Source organism: Dankookia rubra (genome assembly GCF_004355005.1).
Lineage (GTDB): Bacteria > Pseudomonadota > Alphaproteobacteria > Acetobacterales > Acetobacteraceae > Paracraurococcus > Paracraurococcus ruber_A.
This window is the reverse complement of the sequence record NZ_SMSJ01000108.1, coordinates 1-15,423: the sequence shown is the minus strand read 5'-3', so window position 1 is coordinate 15,423 and position 15,423 is coordinate 1. Positions and strand designations below refer to the sequence as shown.

Genomic DNA, 15,423 nt, shown 5'->3' with positions numbered 1-15,423 from the left:
AACCCAAAGCCTTTCCGCTGGACCAAGTCCGCAGATGACATCCTCGCCGCCATCCAGCGCTTCTGCCTCCAAACACAGCAGATCGGAGGAATTACGGAATCAGGACACTAGAGCAGATCCCGATCAGGTGGGATCACCTGATCGGGTGAGGATGCTCTGAGCACAATGACCCAGAGCATTGGCCGTGAACGCATGTGAGCGGAAAATGCTCAGCCCGGCGGTAGCACCCGCGCGGCGCGGTAGCCCTCGATCTGCGCGGCGAACATCGCCCATGTATCGACGAAGCCGGTGAAGCCCGCGCCGCGGGCCGCCGTCGTCGAAAGGATGATGTCGTAGTCCATGCCGAGGAAGAAGTCGGCGAAGTCCCAATTCGCCACCTGCCCGATCGGCAAGGCGAGCCCATGGCGGGCGCGGATCGCCTCCCAGACCGGTTCCTTGTCGGCCATCCAGCGCGCCATCGGCATCGGCCGCGGCACGCCGCACGCCACGCCGAACCGGGCCGCCAGCCAGGGCCAGAGGTCGCGCCAGCGGAAGCAGTCGCCATTGGTGACGTTGAAGGCGCGGTTGGCGGCGCGCGGCTCCGCCAGCATCCACAGCACGCCCTCGGCCAGCAGCGAGGCATCGGTCACGTCGTGCAGCGCGTCCCAGGTGCCGGGCTTGCCGGGGAAGTCGAAGGAAACGCGGAGTTCGCGGCAGATCGCCGCATAGGCGCCGAGGGTCGAGACCATGTTGCGGGCGCGGCCGGGCGCCACGTCCAGCACGAAGCCGGGGCGGCTCGCGCTCCAGGACCAGCCTTTCCCGTGCTGCCGCGCGGCGACCAGGTCCTGCTGGTCGTAGTAGAAATTCGGCGGCAGGTGGCGCGGGTCGTCCTCCCGCGCCGGGGTCCGCAGCGGGCCGATATGCACGCCGTACCACTTGCCGCCATGCACCATGTGGATATGGGCGAAGCGCGGCAGGCTGGCCTCCGCCGCGTCCAGCAGGTTGCGCAGCATCGCCAGGTTGCCCGGCACGTCCTCGACCCCGCCCTCGCCGAAGGGCGCGCGGGAGGCATAGACGATGTGGCTGATGTCCGGCCGCGTCGCCAGGGCGCGCCGCAGCCCCGCGGCATCGGTCAGGTCGGCGGCGATCCAGGCGCCGGCGCCCTCCGGCACGCGGCGCGACAGGCCCGTCACGGCCAAGCCCGGATCGGCCAGCGCCCGTTCCGTCACCCGCGTCGCCGCGGCGCCGCTGGCGCCGACGATCAGCAGGCTGCGCGTATTGGCCATGATCCGTCTCCCCCGCCCCGATCCTGGCGGCGCGGGCGCCGGGACGTCAATTGAGGGGGCGCGCCCTGGTTCCTGCGGTCTCGCCGGAAGGCACCCACGCGATCGATCCGGTCAGGTGGCACCGGGGTATTCCTGCTTGGCCTCTGCCTCGCGGCCGCGCCACGGGCCGGGGAAATTTGTTTACTTCGTGACATTGCCGGTACTCTCCCTGGTAATCTTCAACTAATAGTAGGGTCAGCCCGAAGCCGCTCGTCGGAAGGACCTTGGATGCTCCGCGTGATCGGCTGCCTCGGCGAGAGGCACGACCTGGGGCTGCTGGCGCTCGCGGCCGGCCTTTGCCTGCTCGCCAGCCTGGCGGCCTTCGCCCTGCTGGCGCGCGCGGCCGGGGCGACGCGGCGCGGCCCGCGGCTGTTCTGGCTCGGCCTGGCCGGCGCGGCCTTCGGCGAGGGCGCCTGGGCGACGCATTTCGTCGGCATGCTGGCCTATGATCCCGGCCTGCCGCTGGCCTTCGCGCCCTGGCCCACCCTCGCCTCGCTGGCCGTGATGGTGCTGGCGGCGGGACTCGGCCTCGGCCTGCGGCTGGGCCGCGGCGCCTGGTTCGGCGGCGTCGTCATCGGGCTCGGCGCCGGCGGCATGCACTATCTCGGCATGGCGGCGCTGCGGCTGCCCGGCCGCCTCGAATTCGATCCGCCGCTGGTCGCCGCCTCGCTGCTCGCCGGGATGGCGCTGGGCGGCGCGGCCCTGCTCGTGGCGGCGCGCCCCGGACGCCCGGCGCGGGCCGTCGCGGCCGCCCTGCTCGCCGGCGCCGTGCTGGCCCAGCACGGCACCGGCATGGCCGCCGTCACGCTGCTGCCGGACGGCGGCGTCGCGCTGCCCGGCGCGGTGCTGGACCGCAACTGGCTGGCGGTGGTGGTCGGCGGCAGCACCGCCGCCGCGCTGCTGGCCGGCGCCGCCGTGGTGGCGGTCCGGGCGCGGCTGCGCGCCGCCGCCAGCCAGCAGGCCGCGGCCAGGCTGCGCGACCTGGCCGAGGCCAGCTTCGAGGGCATCGCCATCCTTGCCGCCGATCTCCGCATCGCCGACAGCAACCGCCGCCTGGCCGAGATGCTGGGCCAGGCGGCGACCGGCCTGCCGCTCGGCGCCCTGCTGGTGCGGAACGCGACGCCCGGCGCCGCGACCGTGGAAGCTCTGGTGGCCGAGGCGCGGCAGCGCACCGTCACCGCGCTGCTGGCCACCGCCGCCGGCCCGCTGCCGGTCGAGCTGCGCGCCGGGCTGCTGGAAACCGAGGCGGGGCCGCGCCTGGTGCTGACGCTGCGCGACCTCCGCGAAAGGCTGCAGGCCGAGGCGCGGATCGAGCACCTGGCGCACCACGACGCGCTGACCGGCCTGGCCAATCGCAGCCTGCTGGCCGAAAGGCTGGGCCAGGCGCTGGCGCATGCCCGGCAGCAGGGCGGCGCGGTGGCGATGCTCTGCATCGACCTGCGCCGCTTCGGCCCGCTGACCGATGCGCTCGGCCAGGCCGGCGGCGATGCGGTGCTGCAGGCGGTGGCGCTGCGGCTGCTGCGCTGCGTGCAGCCGACCGACACCGTCGCCCGGATCGGCGGCGACCGCTTCGGCATCCTGCGCGCCGGCGCGCCGCAGCCGCAGGACGCCACCGTGCTGGCGCGGCAGGTGCTGGACGCCCTGGCCCAGCCGCTCGACCTGCCGGGCCGGGCGGTGGTGGTCGCGGCCTGCATCGGCATCGCCGTGGCCCCGGCGGATGGCGACGCGCCGGACACGCTGCTGCGCCATGCCGGCTTCGCGCTGCACCGCGCCAAGGGCGGCGCGCAGCCGGGCTGGCGGTTCTTCGAGCCGGCGGTGGATGCGCGGATGCAGGCGCGGCGGGGGCTCGAGCTCGACCTGCGGCGGGCGCTCGAGCATTGCGCGCCGGGCTTCGGCGACAGCAACCCGCCGCGCACGGAATTCGAGGTCTTCTACCAGCCGACCCTCGACCTGCGGAGCCGCGCGCTGCGCGGCTTCGAGGCGCTGGTGCGCTGGCGCCACCCGGAGCGCGGGCTGATCGCCCCGGCCGACTTCATCCCGCTGGCGGAGGAGACCGGGCTGATCCTGCCGCTCGGCGCCTGGGTGCTGCGCCGCGCCTGCGCCGAGGCGGCGGGCTGGCCCGAGACGATGACGCTGGCGGTCAACCTGTCGCCGGCGCAATTCGCCGGCGGCGGGCTGGTGCCCATGGTGGCGGAGGCGCTGGGCATGGCCGGCCTGCCGCCGGAGCGGCTGGAGCTCGAGATCACCGAGACCGCGATGCTGCAGGAGACCGAGACGACGCTCGGCATCCTGCGCGGGCTGCAGGAGCTCGGCGTCGGCATCGCCATGGACGATTTCGGCACCGGCTATTCCTCGCTCGGCTACCTCCGCCGCTTCCCCTTCGACCGGCTGAAGATCGACCGTTCCTTCATCGAGGATCTCGGCCAGCGGGAGGCGAGCGATGCCATCGTCCGGGCGATCCTGGCGCTCTGCAGCAGCCTCGGCATCGCGGTGACGGCCGAGGGGGTGGAGACCGTGGAGCAGGCCGGCGCGCTGGAGCGGGTGCTGGACGGGCATGGCGAGATGCTGGTGCAGGGCTGGCTCTTCGGCCGGCCGGCGCCGGCGGCGGAGATCGCCGCGACCTGGTTCGCCCCCGGCGAGGCGGCGGCGCCGCTGGCGGTGGGCTAGCCGGGGCGGCGCCGCCTGTTACGCTCCCCGCGCCAAGGGAGACGACATGGATGCGGAGGATCCTCGCGCTGCTGCTGTGCCTGGTTGCCGTGCCGGCGCAGGGCCTGCTCGCCGGGCCGGCGCGGGCGGCCTGGCCGGACCGGCCGATCACCCTGATCGTCCCCTTCAGCCCGGGCGGCGGCGCCGACATCGCCGGGCGCAGCATGGGCCGCTGGCTGGAGGCGCGGCTCGGCCAGCCCGTCGTGGTGGTGAACCGGCCGGGCGCGGGCGGCGCGATCGGCTTCGCCGCCACCGCCCAGGCGGCGCCGGACGGCCATACCATCGGCGTCGTCACCCTGCCCAACCTGGTCACCATCCCGATCGAGCGGCGCGCCGGCTACACGGTCGACCAGCTCGCGCTGATCGCCAACCTGGTGGACGACGTGGGCGGCGTCTTCGTCCGCGCCGACAGCCGCTTCCGCAGCATGGCGGACCTGGTCGCGGCGGCGCGGCGCGATCCCGGCGCGGTCAGCTTCGGCACCACCGGCGTCGGCACCTATGCGCATCTCGGCATGCTGGCGCTGGAACGCCAGGCCGGCATCTCCCTCACCGCGGTCGCCTATGGCAGCACCGCGCCGATGCGCGCGGCGCTGCTGCAGGGCGAGCTGCAGGTCGGCGGGCTCAGCATGACGGATGCGACGCAGGAGATGGCGGCGGGGACGCTGCGGCCGCTCGGCCAGATGGCGGCGGAGCGCTGGCCCGGCACGCCCGAGGTGCCGACGCTGCGCGAGCAGGGCTTCGACGTGGTGCTGAGTTCGCTGCGCGGCTTCGCCGCACCCGCCGGCACGCCGCCGGCGATCCTCCGCCGGCTGTCCGACCTGGTCGGCGAGGCGGCGCGCGACCCGGGCTTCCGGGCGCTGGCGGAGAAGCAGGCCATGCCGCTCGGCTACCAGGACAGCGCGGCCTTCGCCGCCGGCATCGCCGGCATGCGGGCGCAGTACGAAAGGCTCTGGCGGGAGCAGCCCTGGCGCGAAAGGGATTGACGGCAGGCTTGCATCGCCGGTGGAACGGCGTCTCCACTGCCGGAAAGACCCGGGAGGATGCCGTCCATGCGCCTGCGCCGAATCGCCCTGTTCGCCGCCCTGCCCGCCTGGCTGGCCGGCGCCGCCCTCGCCCAGCAGGCCTACCGGCCCGGGCCGCAGAACATCGAGCTGCCGGCAGGCTGGGAGACGACATTCATCCGCTACGCCACGCTGGACAACCCGACGCGCAAGATCGTCCGCAATTTCTACGTCAACCCGGAAGCCTTCGCCGCGGCGAAGCCGGGCCTGCCGCTGCCGGAGGGCACGCTGATCATCCTGGCGGACAACAAGGCGCGGCTCGGCGCCGACGGCACGCCGCTGCTCGACCAGCAGGGCCGGCTGATCCCGGAGCCGGGCTGGGCGGCGATCGGCGTGCAGGAGAAGCGCGCGGGCTGGGGCGAGGGCTATCCGGCGGAGAAGCGCAACGGCAACTGGGAATACGCCCGCTTCCTCGGCGACGGGAAGCGCAACGATGCCAGCGTCGAGGCCTGTTTCACCTGCCACCTGCAGACCCGGCCGAACCAGGACTTCGCCTTCAACTTCTGGGACTATGTCCAGGCGCGGAAGTAGCGCCGCCGCGCGAGGCCCGGCCGCCGCGCCCTGCGGCAGCCGGGCAGGCCGCTATCCCCAGACGCCGTCGGCGAAGCCGTTGCGGCCTTCCTGGATGCCGAAGGACAGGAAGTGACCCAGCGGGTTCACCCCGGCGGCGGCGACATCCTGGTAGGCCGCCAGGTAGGAGGAGCTGTCGAAGAAGGGCGAAGGGTCGCGACCTTCCTTCCAGCCATGGGTCATGTAGTGCTCGAGCGGGTTCACCCCCGTCGCCGCGACATCTTGGTAGGTGTGGAGATAGCCCGAGGTGTCGAAGAGCGCATTCGGGTCGCGCCCCTCCTTCCAACCGTAGGTGTCGAAATGCAGCCGCGGGTTGATGCCCAAGGCCGCCAGCGCCGCCACGTCCGGATAGGTTTCCTTGTAGAAGTCGGCGTCGAAGCCGGTGGCGGCGGATCCGCCGACCGTGCCGCCAGAAACCAGCTGGCCGCGGATCTGGCCGGCCGGGAAGGCGGTGGAGTGGACGTTGAAGTACAGCGGCGCGTCCAGGTCGTGCGGGGTCAGGTTCAGCACCGCGGCGAAATCGGTGACCGGGATGGTCGCGGGATCGGTCCGCTCCCAGGCCCCGGTCACCGTCCAGGACCCGTCGGCATTCTGGGTGACCCGCAGGTCGTCGCCATCCTGCGCCGGGTTGATCTGGCCGAAGACCACGCCGCCGTTGACGCCGCGGAACTGGCTGTGGAAATGCATGCTGGTGACGTCGTCGGCGGTGGCCGGCGTCCGCGCGCCGGTTCCGGTCGCGGGCCCGAAGTCGAGGCCGCGGATGGCGAACTGGTAGGTGGCCCGGCCGGCCCCTTCATCCCAGATCACCAAGCCGCCGCCGCCTGCGGCCGAGGCGTTGGACGGTACCTCCTGGCTTCCCGTGAGGTTCACGGTGAAGATCCTGGTCATGGCCAGTCTCCGCATGGCTCCGGCCGGGCTGCACGAGCCTGCCGTCGCGCCGGCGGCGACCCATGCCGATACGGCACGGGCGGCTGGCCGGAGGGATGCGCCGCGCCGTACCGCGCAAGGGAACGCTGGCGCACCGGTTGCGGCGCTGTCACCCTTTGGCGATGGGAAGGGCCGTCGAGCCGGGCTCAGGCCCGCATCAGCACCCGGACATGCGCCGCGGTGCTGTGCGCCAGGGCTTCCAGGTCGTAGCCGCCCTCCAGCAGCGACACCACGCGGCCGCGTCCATGCCGCTCGGCGATGCCGCAGAGCTCGGCGGTCAGCCAGGCGAAGTCCGCCTCCCTGACCCGCAGCTGCGCCAGCGGGTCGCGCGCATGCGCGTCGAACCCGGCCGAGATCACCAGCAGGTCGGGCGCGAAGGCATCCACCGCCGGCAGCAGCGTGCCCGACCAGGCCGCGCGGAAGGCGGCGCCGTCGGCGCCCGGGCTGAGCGGGGCGTTGAAGATGTTGCCGACGCCCTTCTCCCGCGCCTCGCCGGTGCCGGGATAGCAGGGCCATTGGTGGGACGAGGCATAGAGGATCGCCGGGTCGCGCTCGACGCAGGCCTGGCTGCCATTGCCGTGGTGGACGTCGAAATCGATGATCGCAACCCGCGCCGCGCCATGCGCCGCGATGGCGTGCCGCGCCGCCACCACCGCATTGGCGAAGAGGCAGAAGCCCATGGGCCGCGAGGGCTCGGCATGGTGGCCGGGCGGGCGGGTGGCGCAGAAGGCGCGGCGCATCTCGCCCCGCATCACCGCGTCGGTCGCCGCCACCGCGGCGCCCGCGGCGCGCAGCGCGGCCTCGGCGCTGCCCTGGCTCATGATGGTGTCGCCGTCGAGCGGCACCGTCTCTCCGGCCGCCGGGCGGATGCCGAGGATGGCCTCGACGTAGTTCCGCGGATGCACGCGGCAGAGCTGCTCCAGGGTCGCCTGCGGCGCCTCGTCGCGGATCAGCCCGGCGAAATCCTCCTGGTCCAGCGCCTTCAGCACCGCGCGCAGCCGGTCCGGGCATTCCGGGTGCTCCTCGCCCGGCTCGTGCAGCAGGCAGGCGCGGTGGGTCAGCAGCAGGGTGCTCATGCGGGCTCGGCCCTTTTGCGCAGCTCGAAGCGGAAGACGCCCCCGGCCTCGGTGGCGGAGACGAGCTCGTGCCCGGTCTCCTGGCAGTAGGCCGGGAAATCCCTGGTCGCGGCCGGGTCGGTGGCGAGCACGGTCAGCCGCGCCCCGGGCGGCAGACCGCGCATCGCCTTGTTGGCCTTGAGCACCGGGAGCGGGCAGGAAAGCCCCTGCAGGTCGAGCAGCGTTTCCGACATGGCGGGAGTCCAGCACCCGCGCCGCGCGACCGCAAGGCTTGCCGCACCGAAGCCTTGCGATGGCGCCGCCGCCCCCGCACCTTCGGCCCATGTGGCGAATCGGCATCGACCTGGGCGGGACCAAGACCGAGATCGCGGCGCTCGATTCCGCCGGCGCGGTCCGGCTGCGCCGGCGGGCGCCGACCCCGCCGGACTATGCCGGGGTGATCGGCCTGGTCGGCGGGCTGGTGGACGCCGCCGAGGCCGAGCTGGGCGGGCCGGCGACCGTCGGCATCGGCATCCCCGGCAGCCTCTCGCCGGCGACCGGGCTGGTGCGGGGCGCGAATTCCACCTGGCTGAACGGCGGCCGGCTGGATGCCGACCTGGCGGCGCGGCTGGGGCGGCCGGTGCGGCTCTCGAACGACGCCAATTGCCTGGCCATGAGCGAGGCGGCGGACGGCGCCGGGGCCGGGTTCGGCCCAGGGGCGGTGGTCTGCGCGGTCATCCTCGGCACCGGGGTCGGCGCCGGGATCGTCGCCGCCGGTCGGATCCATGAGGGTCGCAACCGCGTCGCCGGCGAATGGGGCCACAACCCGCTGCCCTGGATGACGCCGGAGGAATATCCCGGCCCGCTCTGCTGGTGCGGCCGGCGCGGCTGCATCGAGGCCTTCCTCTGCGGCCCGGCGCTCGCGGCGGATGCGGACGGGCCCGGCGCGCGCGACGCCAGCGCCCTGCCGGCCCGGGCCGCGGTTGGGGATGCCGGCGCCGCCGCGGCGCTCGATCGCCATGCCGGGCGGCTGGCGCGCGCCCTGGCGCATGTGGTCAATATCCTCGACCCGGACTGCATCGTCCTGGCGGGGGGATTGTCGAACATGGAACACCTGTACGCGCAGGTCCCGGCCCGCATGGCCGGGCACGTCTTCAGCGACACGGTGACGACGCCCTTGCTGCGCGCGCGGCACGGCGACAGCTCCGGCGTGCTCGGCGCCGCGCGGCTCTGGGACGAACCGGCATGATCGCCGGCATCCGGCCCGGCCTGCTCTACGGGGTGCTCGCCTTCCTCGCCGGCGCGGTGCTGGGGGTGATCCGCGACCTGGCGCTGGCGCCGAGCATCGGCAGCGTCGCCGCCGCCCTCCTGGAGGCCGGGGTGATGGCCGTGCTGCTCTGGCTCGCCGCCCGCTACGCCGTGCGCTTCCTGCCGCTGACCGCGCGGCGGGAAGCGCGCGCGGGCATGGCGCTGGCCGCGGTGGTGCTGGTGCTGCTCTGCGAGATCGCCCTCGGCATGTGGTTCGAATCCTCGGGCCTCGCGGCGCGGCGCCCGCCGCGCGGCGGGGTGGAGGAGGCGATCGGCCTCGCCCTGCTCGGCTGGCTGGCGGCGCAGCCTTTCAGGGTGCGGCGGGAGGGCTGATGCCCGCGCTCTGCCGCGACTGCTTCCAGGCCCTGCCGGAGGACAGGCCGGCCTGCCCGCATTGCGGCTCCCGCCGCCTGGTGCGGCATGCCGAGCTGCTGGCGCTGACCGTCGCGCATGTCGATTGCGACGCCTTCTATGCCAGCGTCGAGAAGCGCGACCGGCCCGAGCTGCTGTCCCGCCCGGTGATCGTCGGCGGCGGCCATCGCGGCGTGGTCTCGGCCTGCTGCTACATCGCCCGCACCACCGGCGTGCGCAGCGCGATGCCGATGTTCAAGGCGCTGCGGCTTTGCCCCGATGCGGTCGTCATCAAGCCGGAGATGGCGAAATACGTCGCCGCGGCGCGGCAGATCCGCGCGCTGATGGAGGCGCTGACGCCCTTGGTGCAGCCGCTCTCGATCGACGAGGCGGTGCTGGACCTGGCGGGGACCGAGGCGCTGCACCGCGCCGCGCCGGCGGCCGTGCTGGCGCGCTTCGCCCGCGAGGTGGAGCGGAAGGTCGGCGTCACCGTCTCGATCGGCCTCGCCCCCAACCGGCTGCTCGGCAAGCTGGCGGCCGAGCGCGACAAGCCGCGCGGCTTCGCCGTGGTCGGCGCGGCGGAGGCCGCGGCCTGGCTGGCGCCGCAGCCGGTCACGGTGCTGCCCGGCGTCGGCCCGGCGCTGGCCCGGCGGCTGGAGGCGGCGGGCTTCACCCGGCTCGGCCAGCTCGCCGCGCTCGACGCGCGGGAGGCGGCGCGGCGCTTCGGCGAGGAGGGGCCGGGCCTCGCGGCGCGGGCGCGCGGCGAGGACGGCCGCCGCGTCTCGCCCGAACGGGAGACGAAGAGCATCAGCGCCGAGACCACCTTCGATGCCGACATCGCCGGGCTGGCCGAGCTGGAGCGGCCGCTCTGGCGGCTCTGCGAGAAGCTCGGCCGGCGGCTGCGGGAGCAGCAGCTGGCGGCGGCCGGCGTCGTGCTGAAGCTGAAGACCGCCGGCTTCGCCCAGCGCACCCGCACCACGCGCCTGCCCGGCCCGACCCTGCTGCCGGAGGTGATCTTCGACGCGGTGCGGCCGCTGCTGGCGCGGGAGGCGGACGGCACCGCCTTCCGGCTGATCGGCATCGGCGCCCAGCCGCTGGCCCCGGCGGCGGCGGCGGACCGCGGCGACCTGGCGGATCCGGGCGCGCCGAAGCGGGCGGCGCGCTGGCAGGCGGTGGAGGCGCTGCGGGCGCGGTTCGGGGAGGCGGCGGTGGGGCTGGGGCGGGGGTTGAAGGGAAGCTAGGCCGGGGAGAAGGTATTCTCCCCGGACCCCTCATCTGTTTCCGGGGGCCGGCAGCCGCCGCGCGGCGGCTGCCGGCCCCCGGAAAGGAAGGGCGGGGCCTGGGGCGGGAACACCCTTCCCTCCCCGATCTTTCCCGAGCCGCGCTTGCACCGCCGCCAGCTTCTCGGGGTTGCGCACGACGTAGATCGTGGCGATCCGGCCGTCGCGGATCTCCAGCGCAACGGTTTGCGGCAGGCCGTCCGGCTCCAGCGTCACATAGCCCGGCAGCCGGTTGATCCGGCCGAGATGCAGCACCGGCGAGGGCGGCAGGCCGCGCTTGCGGGCGAGGCTGGCATAGAGCCGGCCGACCTTGTCGGCGCCGTGGATCGGGTTCAGCGCCGCCTGGCGGATGCCGCCGCCGTCGCTGTGCAGCACCACGTCCTGCGCCAGCAGGTCGCGCAGCGCCGCCTCGTCGCCGTTGCGCGAGGCCGCCAGGAAGGCGCCGGCGATCCGCCGCGCCTCGGCATCGCCCACCGGCTGGTTCCGGCCTTCCTCCTGCAGCCGGGCGCGGGCGCGGCTGGCCAGCTTGCGCACCGCCGGCTCGGCGCGGCCGAGCAGCCCGGCAAGCTCGGCGAAGGGCGTCTCGAACAGGTCGTGCAGGATGAAGACCGCGCGCTCGGCGGGCGAGAGCCGCTGCAGGGTGAGCAGGAAGGCGACCGAAAGGTCGTCGGCGTGCTCGCGCGCCGCCTGCTGCGGCGCCTCGGCATCGTCCAGCACCGGCTCCGGCAGCCAGGGGCCGACATAGGCCTCGCGCCGGTGCCGGGCGGATTTCAGGTGGTCGAGGCTGAGCCGGGCGGTGGCCTTCAGCAGCCAGGCGCGGGGCACCTCCACCTGCGCGCGGTCGGTGCCGTGCCAGCGCAGGAAGACCTCCTGGGCGATGTCCTCGGCGGTCGCCCAGGACCCGGTCATGCGGTAGGCGAGCCCGATCAGCTCGGCGCGCAGCGGCGCGAAGGCCGCGACGGGATCGGGCGCGCCCGGCATGCTCAGGCCGCCGCCGCGCTTGCGGGCGCCTGGCCGGGCACGGCGCGGAAGCCGATCGCCAGGCGGTTCCAGGCGTTGATGGTGGCGATCAGCAGCGACAGCTTGACGATCTCCTCCTCCGAGAAGTGCGGCAGCAGTCCGGCATAGACGTCGTCCGGCGCATGCGTCGCGGCGACCAGCGTCAGCGCCTCGGTCCAGGCCAGGGCGGCGCGTTCCCGCGGGGTATAGTGCGGCGCCTCCGCCCAGGCATCCAGCAGGAAGAGCCGCGCCGCGGTCTCGCCCGCCTTCAGCGCGTCGCGGGTGTGCATCTCGATGCAGAAGGCGCAGCCGTTGATCTGCGACGCCCGGGTCTTCACCAGGTGGATCAGGCCGGGCTCCAGCCCGCTGGACGCCACCGCCCGCTCCAGCGCGAGCATGGGCTGCAGGAGCTTCGGAGCGGCGGCGAAGTAGTCGAGGCGGGGGGTCATGGCGGGCTCCTCCAGGGGTGACGTGCCCCAAGGACGAGGCGGCGGCGCCGGATGTGACCGCCCCCCGCGAAAAAGAATCCGCCGGCGGCTGTCACACCGCCCTGCCCCGCCTCGTCCTGGGGCTGAACGGGACGCATGGAGGCGCAGGGCGTGAGGATCGTGGTCATCGGCGGCACCGGCCGCATCGGCGCGCAGGTGGTGGACCGGCTGCGCCGGCAGGGGCAGGAGGTCCTGGCGGCCTCGCCCTCGGGCGGCGTCGACAGCGTGACGGGCGCCGGCCTTCCGGCGGCGCTGGCCGGTGCCCGGGTGGTCGTCGACCTGTCCAACGCGCCCTCCTTCGAGGACCGGGCGGCGATGGAGTTCTTCCAGGCCTCGACCCGCAACCTGCTGGCGGCCGGCGCGGCGGCGGGCATCGGCCACCATCTCGCGCTCTCGGTCGTCGGCACCGACCGGCTGCAGGAGAACGGCTATTTCCGCGCCAAGCTGGCGCAGGAGCGGCTGATCGCGGCCGGGCCCCTCCCCTGGACCATCCTCCGCGCGACGCAATTCCTCGAATTCCTCGACGGCATCATCGAGGGCGGCGCCGGGCCGGGCGGCATCCGCCTGCCCGCGGCGCTCTTCCAGCCGATCGCCGCCGCGGATGTCGCGGCCCTGGTGGCCGAGGCGGCGCTGCAGCCGCCGGTCAACCGCATGATCGAGATCGCCGGCCCCGAGCGCATTGGCATGGCCGCGCTCGCCGGCCGCTACCTCGCGGCCAGAGGCGATGCGCGCCGCGTCGCGGCGGATCCCGCCGCGCGCTATTTCGGCGCGGCCATCGACGACCGCTCGCTCACCGCGGGGGAGGACGCGCGGCTCGGCCCGACCCGCATCGCCGACTGGCTCCGCGCCACGGCCCCCGCCCCGGCGCCGCAGCGCTGACCCGCCGCTTCTCCAGAAGGATCCCCCCCGATGCGCAAACTCCTTGCCGCCCTCGCCCTCGGCCTCGCCTGGACCGCCGCCGCGGCGGCGGAGGGCCTGCCGCCCGGCGAGGCCCGGGTCAGCCAGCTCTGGGCGCATGCCCTGCCGGCCCTGCCGGGCAAGAGCCTGAAGGGCGTGCTGGTGGAATACGGGCCGGGCGCCGGCTCGCCCCCGCATACCCATGCGAGCTCCGCCTTCATCGCCGCGACGGTGCTGGACGGCGCGATCCGCAGCCAGGTGAACGACGGGCCGGCCCGGGTCTACCGGGCGGGCGAGGGCTTCACCGAGATGCCCGGCGACCACCACGCCGTCAGCGAGAATGCCAGCGGCACCGCGCCCGCCCGGCTGCTGGCGGTCTTCGTGGTCGACACGGCGCAGGAGGTGCTGACCATCCCCGACCGGCGCTGAGCGCGGCGCGGCGCTGGCCTGCTACAGGTCCCAGTAGGGCGGTTCGCCGAAGGCGGCCCGCATGGCCGCGACCAGGGCGCGCAGCTTCGCCGAGGCGCGCCGCCCCTCGGGATGGGCGACATAGATGAATTCGGCCTCGGCCTCGGCGTCGAGCGCGATGACCCGCAGCTCGCCCGCCCTCACCGCGGCGCTGGCGATGAAGGTCGGCAGCAGGGCGAGGCCGAGCCCGGCGACGGCGGCATCCCGCATCATGTCGCCGTTGTTGACGCACAAGGCCGGCCGGCCGCGCACGATCCGCGGCGCGCCCGGCCCGACGAAGCGCCAATCCGCGTGGCTGCGGTTGGTGTAGAAGATGCCCCGGTGCTCCTTCAGCGCCGCGACCGTGGACGGGGCGCCGTGGCGCCCGAGATAGGCCGGCGAGGCGACGAGGACCCGGCGGCTGGGCGCGAGCCGCCAGACCGTCAGGCGGCTGTCCGCGACCGGCCCGTGCCGCACCACGGCGTCGTAGCCATCGGCCGAGGCGTCGACGCGCCGGTCGTCGAGGTCGAGCGTCAGCTCCAGCGCCTGGTGCCGGGCCAGGAAGGGGTAGAGGGCGGGGCCGAGATGCATCCGGCCGAATGTCACCGGCGCCGCGATGCGCAGCGGCCCCTGCAATTCGCTGCGCCGCTCCGCCAGGCTGGCGGCCGCGGCATCGACGTCGTGCATGATCCGGGCCGCCTGCTCGAGGAAGGTGGAGCCGTCCTCGGTCAGGGCGAGCTTGCGCGTGCTCCGGTGCAGCAAGGGGGCGCCGAGGCTCCGCTCGAGCTCGGCCAGCCGCTCGCTGACCACCGATTTCGACAGGCGCAGCCGGCGTGCCGCCTCGCTGATGGATCCGGCCTCGGCGATCGCGACAAAGGAGGCGATGCCTTCCAACCGCATCATGTTCGGCATTCCCGGAAACCTGTTCCCCGATCCGCAGGCTAATCCGAACGGCGCGGAGCCTCCAATCTGGCCGCCGCCCGGCCCATGCAGGCCCGCGCCGGGCCAGGAGAACGACATGAGGCACAGGCTTGTCTTCGGCATCCTGGCCGCGCTGGCCGCGGCGTCGCCGAGCCTGGCGCAGCCGCCCGCCTTCCCCGCCGGCTTCGCCACCCGGGAGATCCCGGCGGACGGCGCGACGCTGCATGTCCGCGTCGGCGGGGCGGGCCCGGCCGTCGTGCTGCTGCACGGCTTCGGCGATACCGGCGACATGTGGGCGCCGCTGGCGGCCGAGCTGGCGCGGGACCACCGGGTGGTGGTGCCGGACCTGCGCGGCATGGGGCTCTCCTCGCGGCCGGAGGGCGGCTACGACAAGTGGACCCAGGCCGGCGACATCCGCGCCGTGCTGGCGCGGCTCGGCATCGGCCGGGCGACCGTCATCGGCCACGACATCGGCACCATGGTGGCCTTCGCCTATGCCGCCCGCTACCGGGCCGAGACCGAGCGGCTGGTGGTGATGGATGCGCCGGTGCCGGGCGTGCCGCCCTGGGAGGAGATCGTCCGCGACCCGCGGCTCTGGCACTTCGACTTCGGCGGGCCGGACATGGAGCGGCTGGTGGCCGGGCGCGAGCGCATCTACCTCGACCGCGTCTGGAACGACTTCGCCGGGGATCCCGGCCGGCTCGACGAGGCGACCCGGCAGCACTACGCGGCGCTCTATGCGCGGCCCGGCGCCATGCACGCGGCCTTCGCGCAGTTCCAGGCCTTCCGCCAGGATGCCGAGCGGAACCGCGGCGCCATCGCCGAGAGGCTGGCGATGCCGGTGCTGGCCATCGGCGGGGAGAAGTCCTTCGGCGCGACGCAGGCGGCCGCCATGCGCAACGCCGCCACCGGGGTGACGGAGGTGGTGATCCCGGACTCCGGCCACTGGCTGATGGAGGAGCAGCCGGCGGCGACGATCGCGGCGATCCGGGCCTTCCTGTCGGCCTCGCCGTGACCGGCGCGGGCCGGGGCAGGGCCGCGCGGGGCGCCGCCCGGCATCGCCGCCGCTCCGCCCGCGGCCGGCAGGGCCCGGCCCCCGCCCCTCACCC

Annotated in this window: 16 protein-coding genes; 9 read left to right on the top strand and 7 right to left on the bottom strand. The window is 74.6% G+C overall.

Translation table 11 applies throughout. The annotated features are described in order from the left end of the window. Positions 1 to 209 precede the first annotated feature (209 nt). Positions 210 to 1,265, bottom strand: coding sequence for an SDR family oxidoreductase (locus E2C06_RS31740; protein ID WP_133292580.1), 1,056 nt, complete (start codon positions 1,263 to 1,265; stop codon positions 210 to 212). Between the two features lie 267 nt (positions 1,266 to 1,532). Here E2C06_RS31740 and E2C06_RS31735 point away from each other — a divergent pair, with 267 nt between their 5' ends. The 3 genes from E2C06_RS31735 (at position 1,533) to E2C06_RS31725 (ending at position 5,602) form a co-directional block, all read left to right on the top strand. Further along, complete coding sequence (locus E2C06_RS31735; protein WP_133292579.1) at positions 1,533 to 3,971, top strand: bifunctional diguanylate cyclase/phosphodiesterase; 2,439 nt, start codon at positions 1,533 to 1,535, stop codon at positions 3,969 to 3,971. Between the two features lie 50 nt (positions 3,972 to 4,021). After that, complete coding sequence (locus E2C06_RS31730) at positions 4,022 to 4,993, top strand: tripartite tricarboxylate transporter substrate binding protein (RefSeq protein WP_133292578.1); 972 nt, start codon at positions 4,022 to 4,024, stop codon at positions 4,991 to 4,993. 66 nt (positions 4,994 to 5,059) lie between these two features. After that, positions 5,060 to 5,602, top strand: coding sequence for a cytochrome P460 family protein (locus E2C06_RS31725; protein ID WP_165982790.1), 543 nt, complete (start codon positions 5,060 to 5,062; stop codon positions 5,600 to 5,602). Positions 5,603 to 5,653: 51 nt separating this feature from the next. Here the strand turns inward: E2C06_RS31725 and E2C06_RS31720 are convergent, their stop codons facing one another. The 3 genes from E2C06_RS31720 to E2C06_RS31710 form a co-directional block, all read right to left on the bottom strand. Next, positions 5,654 to 6,529, bottom strand: a complete 876-nt coding sequence (locus E2C06_RS31720) for a CHRD domain-containing protein (protein ID WP_165982789.1) — start codon at positions 6,527 to 6,529, stop codon at positions 5,654 to 5,656. A 185-nt stretch (positions 6,530 to 6,714) separates the two neighbouring features. Then, positions 6,715 to 7,644, bottom strand: coding sequence for a histone deacetylase family protein (locus E2C06_RS31715; RefSeq protein ID WP_133292575.1), 930 nt, complete (start codon positions 7,642 to 7,644; stop codon positions 6,715 to 6,717). Further along, complete coding sequence (locus E2C06_RS31710; protein ID WP_133292574.1) at positions 7,641 to 7,877, bottom strand: sulfurtransferase TusA family protein; 237 nt, start codon at positions 7,875 to 7,877, stop codon at positions 7,641 to 7,643. Before E2C06_RS31710 ends, E2C06_RS31715 begins: the two co-directional genes overlap by 4 nt. 89 nt (positions 7,878 to 7,966) lie before the next feature. On the opposite strand from E2C06_RS31710, the gene E2C06_RS31705 reads away from it, so the two are divergent. Genes E2C06_RS31705 through E2C06_RS31695 form a run of 3 tightly spaced genes read left to right on the top strand, consistent with a single transcriptional unit; the run spans position 7,967 to position 10,523 of the window. Continuing rightward, positions 7,967 to 8,872, top strand: a complete 906-nt coding sequence (locus E2C06_RS31705) for an ROK family protein (RefSeq protein ID WP_133292573.1) — start codon at positions 7,967 to 7,969, stop codon at positions 8,870 to 8,872. Then, a complete protein-coding gene (locus E2C06_RS31700) occupies positions 8,869 to 9,264 on the top strand; it encodes a hypothetical protein (RefSeq protein ID WP_133292572.1) in 396 nt (131 codons plus the stop codon). Before E2C06_RS31705 ends, E2C06_RS31700 begins: the two co-directional genes overlap by 4 nt. Then, complete coding sequence (locus E2C06_RS31695; RefSeq protein WP_133292571.1) at positions 9,264 to 10,523, top strand: DNA polymerase IV; 1,260 nt, start codon at positions 9,264 to 9,266, stop codon at positions 10,521 to 10,523. The genes E2C06_RS31700 and E2C06_RS31695 overlap by 1 nt, the downstream gene beginning before the upstream one ends. A gap of 30 nt (positions 10,524 to 10,553) precedes the next feature. On the opposite strand, the gene E2C06_RS31690 is transcribed toward E2C06_RS31695, so the two are convergent. Next, entirely contained in the window at positions 10,554 to 11,543 is a 990-nt protein-coding gene (locus E2C06_RS31690; RefSeq protein WP_133292570.1) for a sigma-70 family RNA polymerase sigma factor, read from the bottom strand. A gap of 2 nt (positions 11,544 to 11,545) precedes the next feature. Next, positions 11,546 to 12,010, bottom strand: coding sequence for a carboxymuconolactone decarboxylase family protein (locus tag E2C06_RS31685; RefSeq protein WP_133292569.1), 465 nt, complete (start codon positions 12,008 to 12,010; stop codon positions 11,546 to 11,548). A 150-nt stretch (positions 12,011 to 12,160) separates the two neighbouring features. Here E2C06_RS31685 and E2C06_RS31680 point away from each other — a divergent pair, with 150 nt between their 5' ends. After that, positions 12,161 to 12,928: an SDR family oxidoreductase gene (locus tag E2C06_RS31680; protein WP_133292568.1), complete on the top strand. Its 768-nt coding sequence runs from the start codon at positions 12,161 to 12,163 to the stop codon at positions 12,926 to 12,928. Between the two features lie 30 nt (positions 12,929 to 12,958). Then, positions 12,959 to 13,375, top strand: a complete 417-nt coding sequence (locus E2C06_RS31675) for a cupin domain-containing protein (protein ID WP_133292567.1) — start codon at positions 12,959 to 12,961, stop codon at positions 13,373 to 13,375. A 21-nt stretch (positions 13,376 to 13,396) separates the two neighbouring features. On the opposite strand, the gene E2C06_RS31670 is transcribed toward E2C06_RS31675, so the two are convergent. After that, the gene (locus E2C06_RS31670; RefSeq protein ID WP_206664780.1) at positions 13,397 to 14,305 is read right to left on the bottom strand and encodes a LysR family transcriptional regulator; all 909 of its coding nucleotides are present in this window, start codon (positions 14,303 to 14,305) and stop codon (positions 13,397 to 13,399) included. Positions 14,306 to 14,411: 106 nt separating this feature from the next. Here E2C06_RS31670 and E2C06_RS31665 point away from each other — a divergent pair, with 106 nt between their 5' ends. Continuing rightward, positions 14,412 to 15,329: an alpha/beta fold hydrolase gene (locus E2C06_RS31665; RefSeq protein ID WP_133292566.1), complete on the top strand. Its 918-nt coding sequence runs from the start codon at positions 14,412 to 14,414 to the stop codon at positions 15,327 to 15,329. The last annotated feature ends 94 nt before the right edge of the window (positions 15,330 to 15,423 follow it).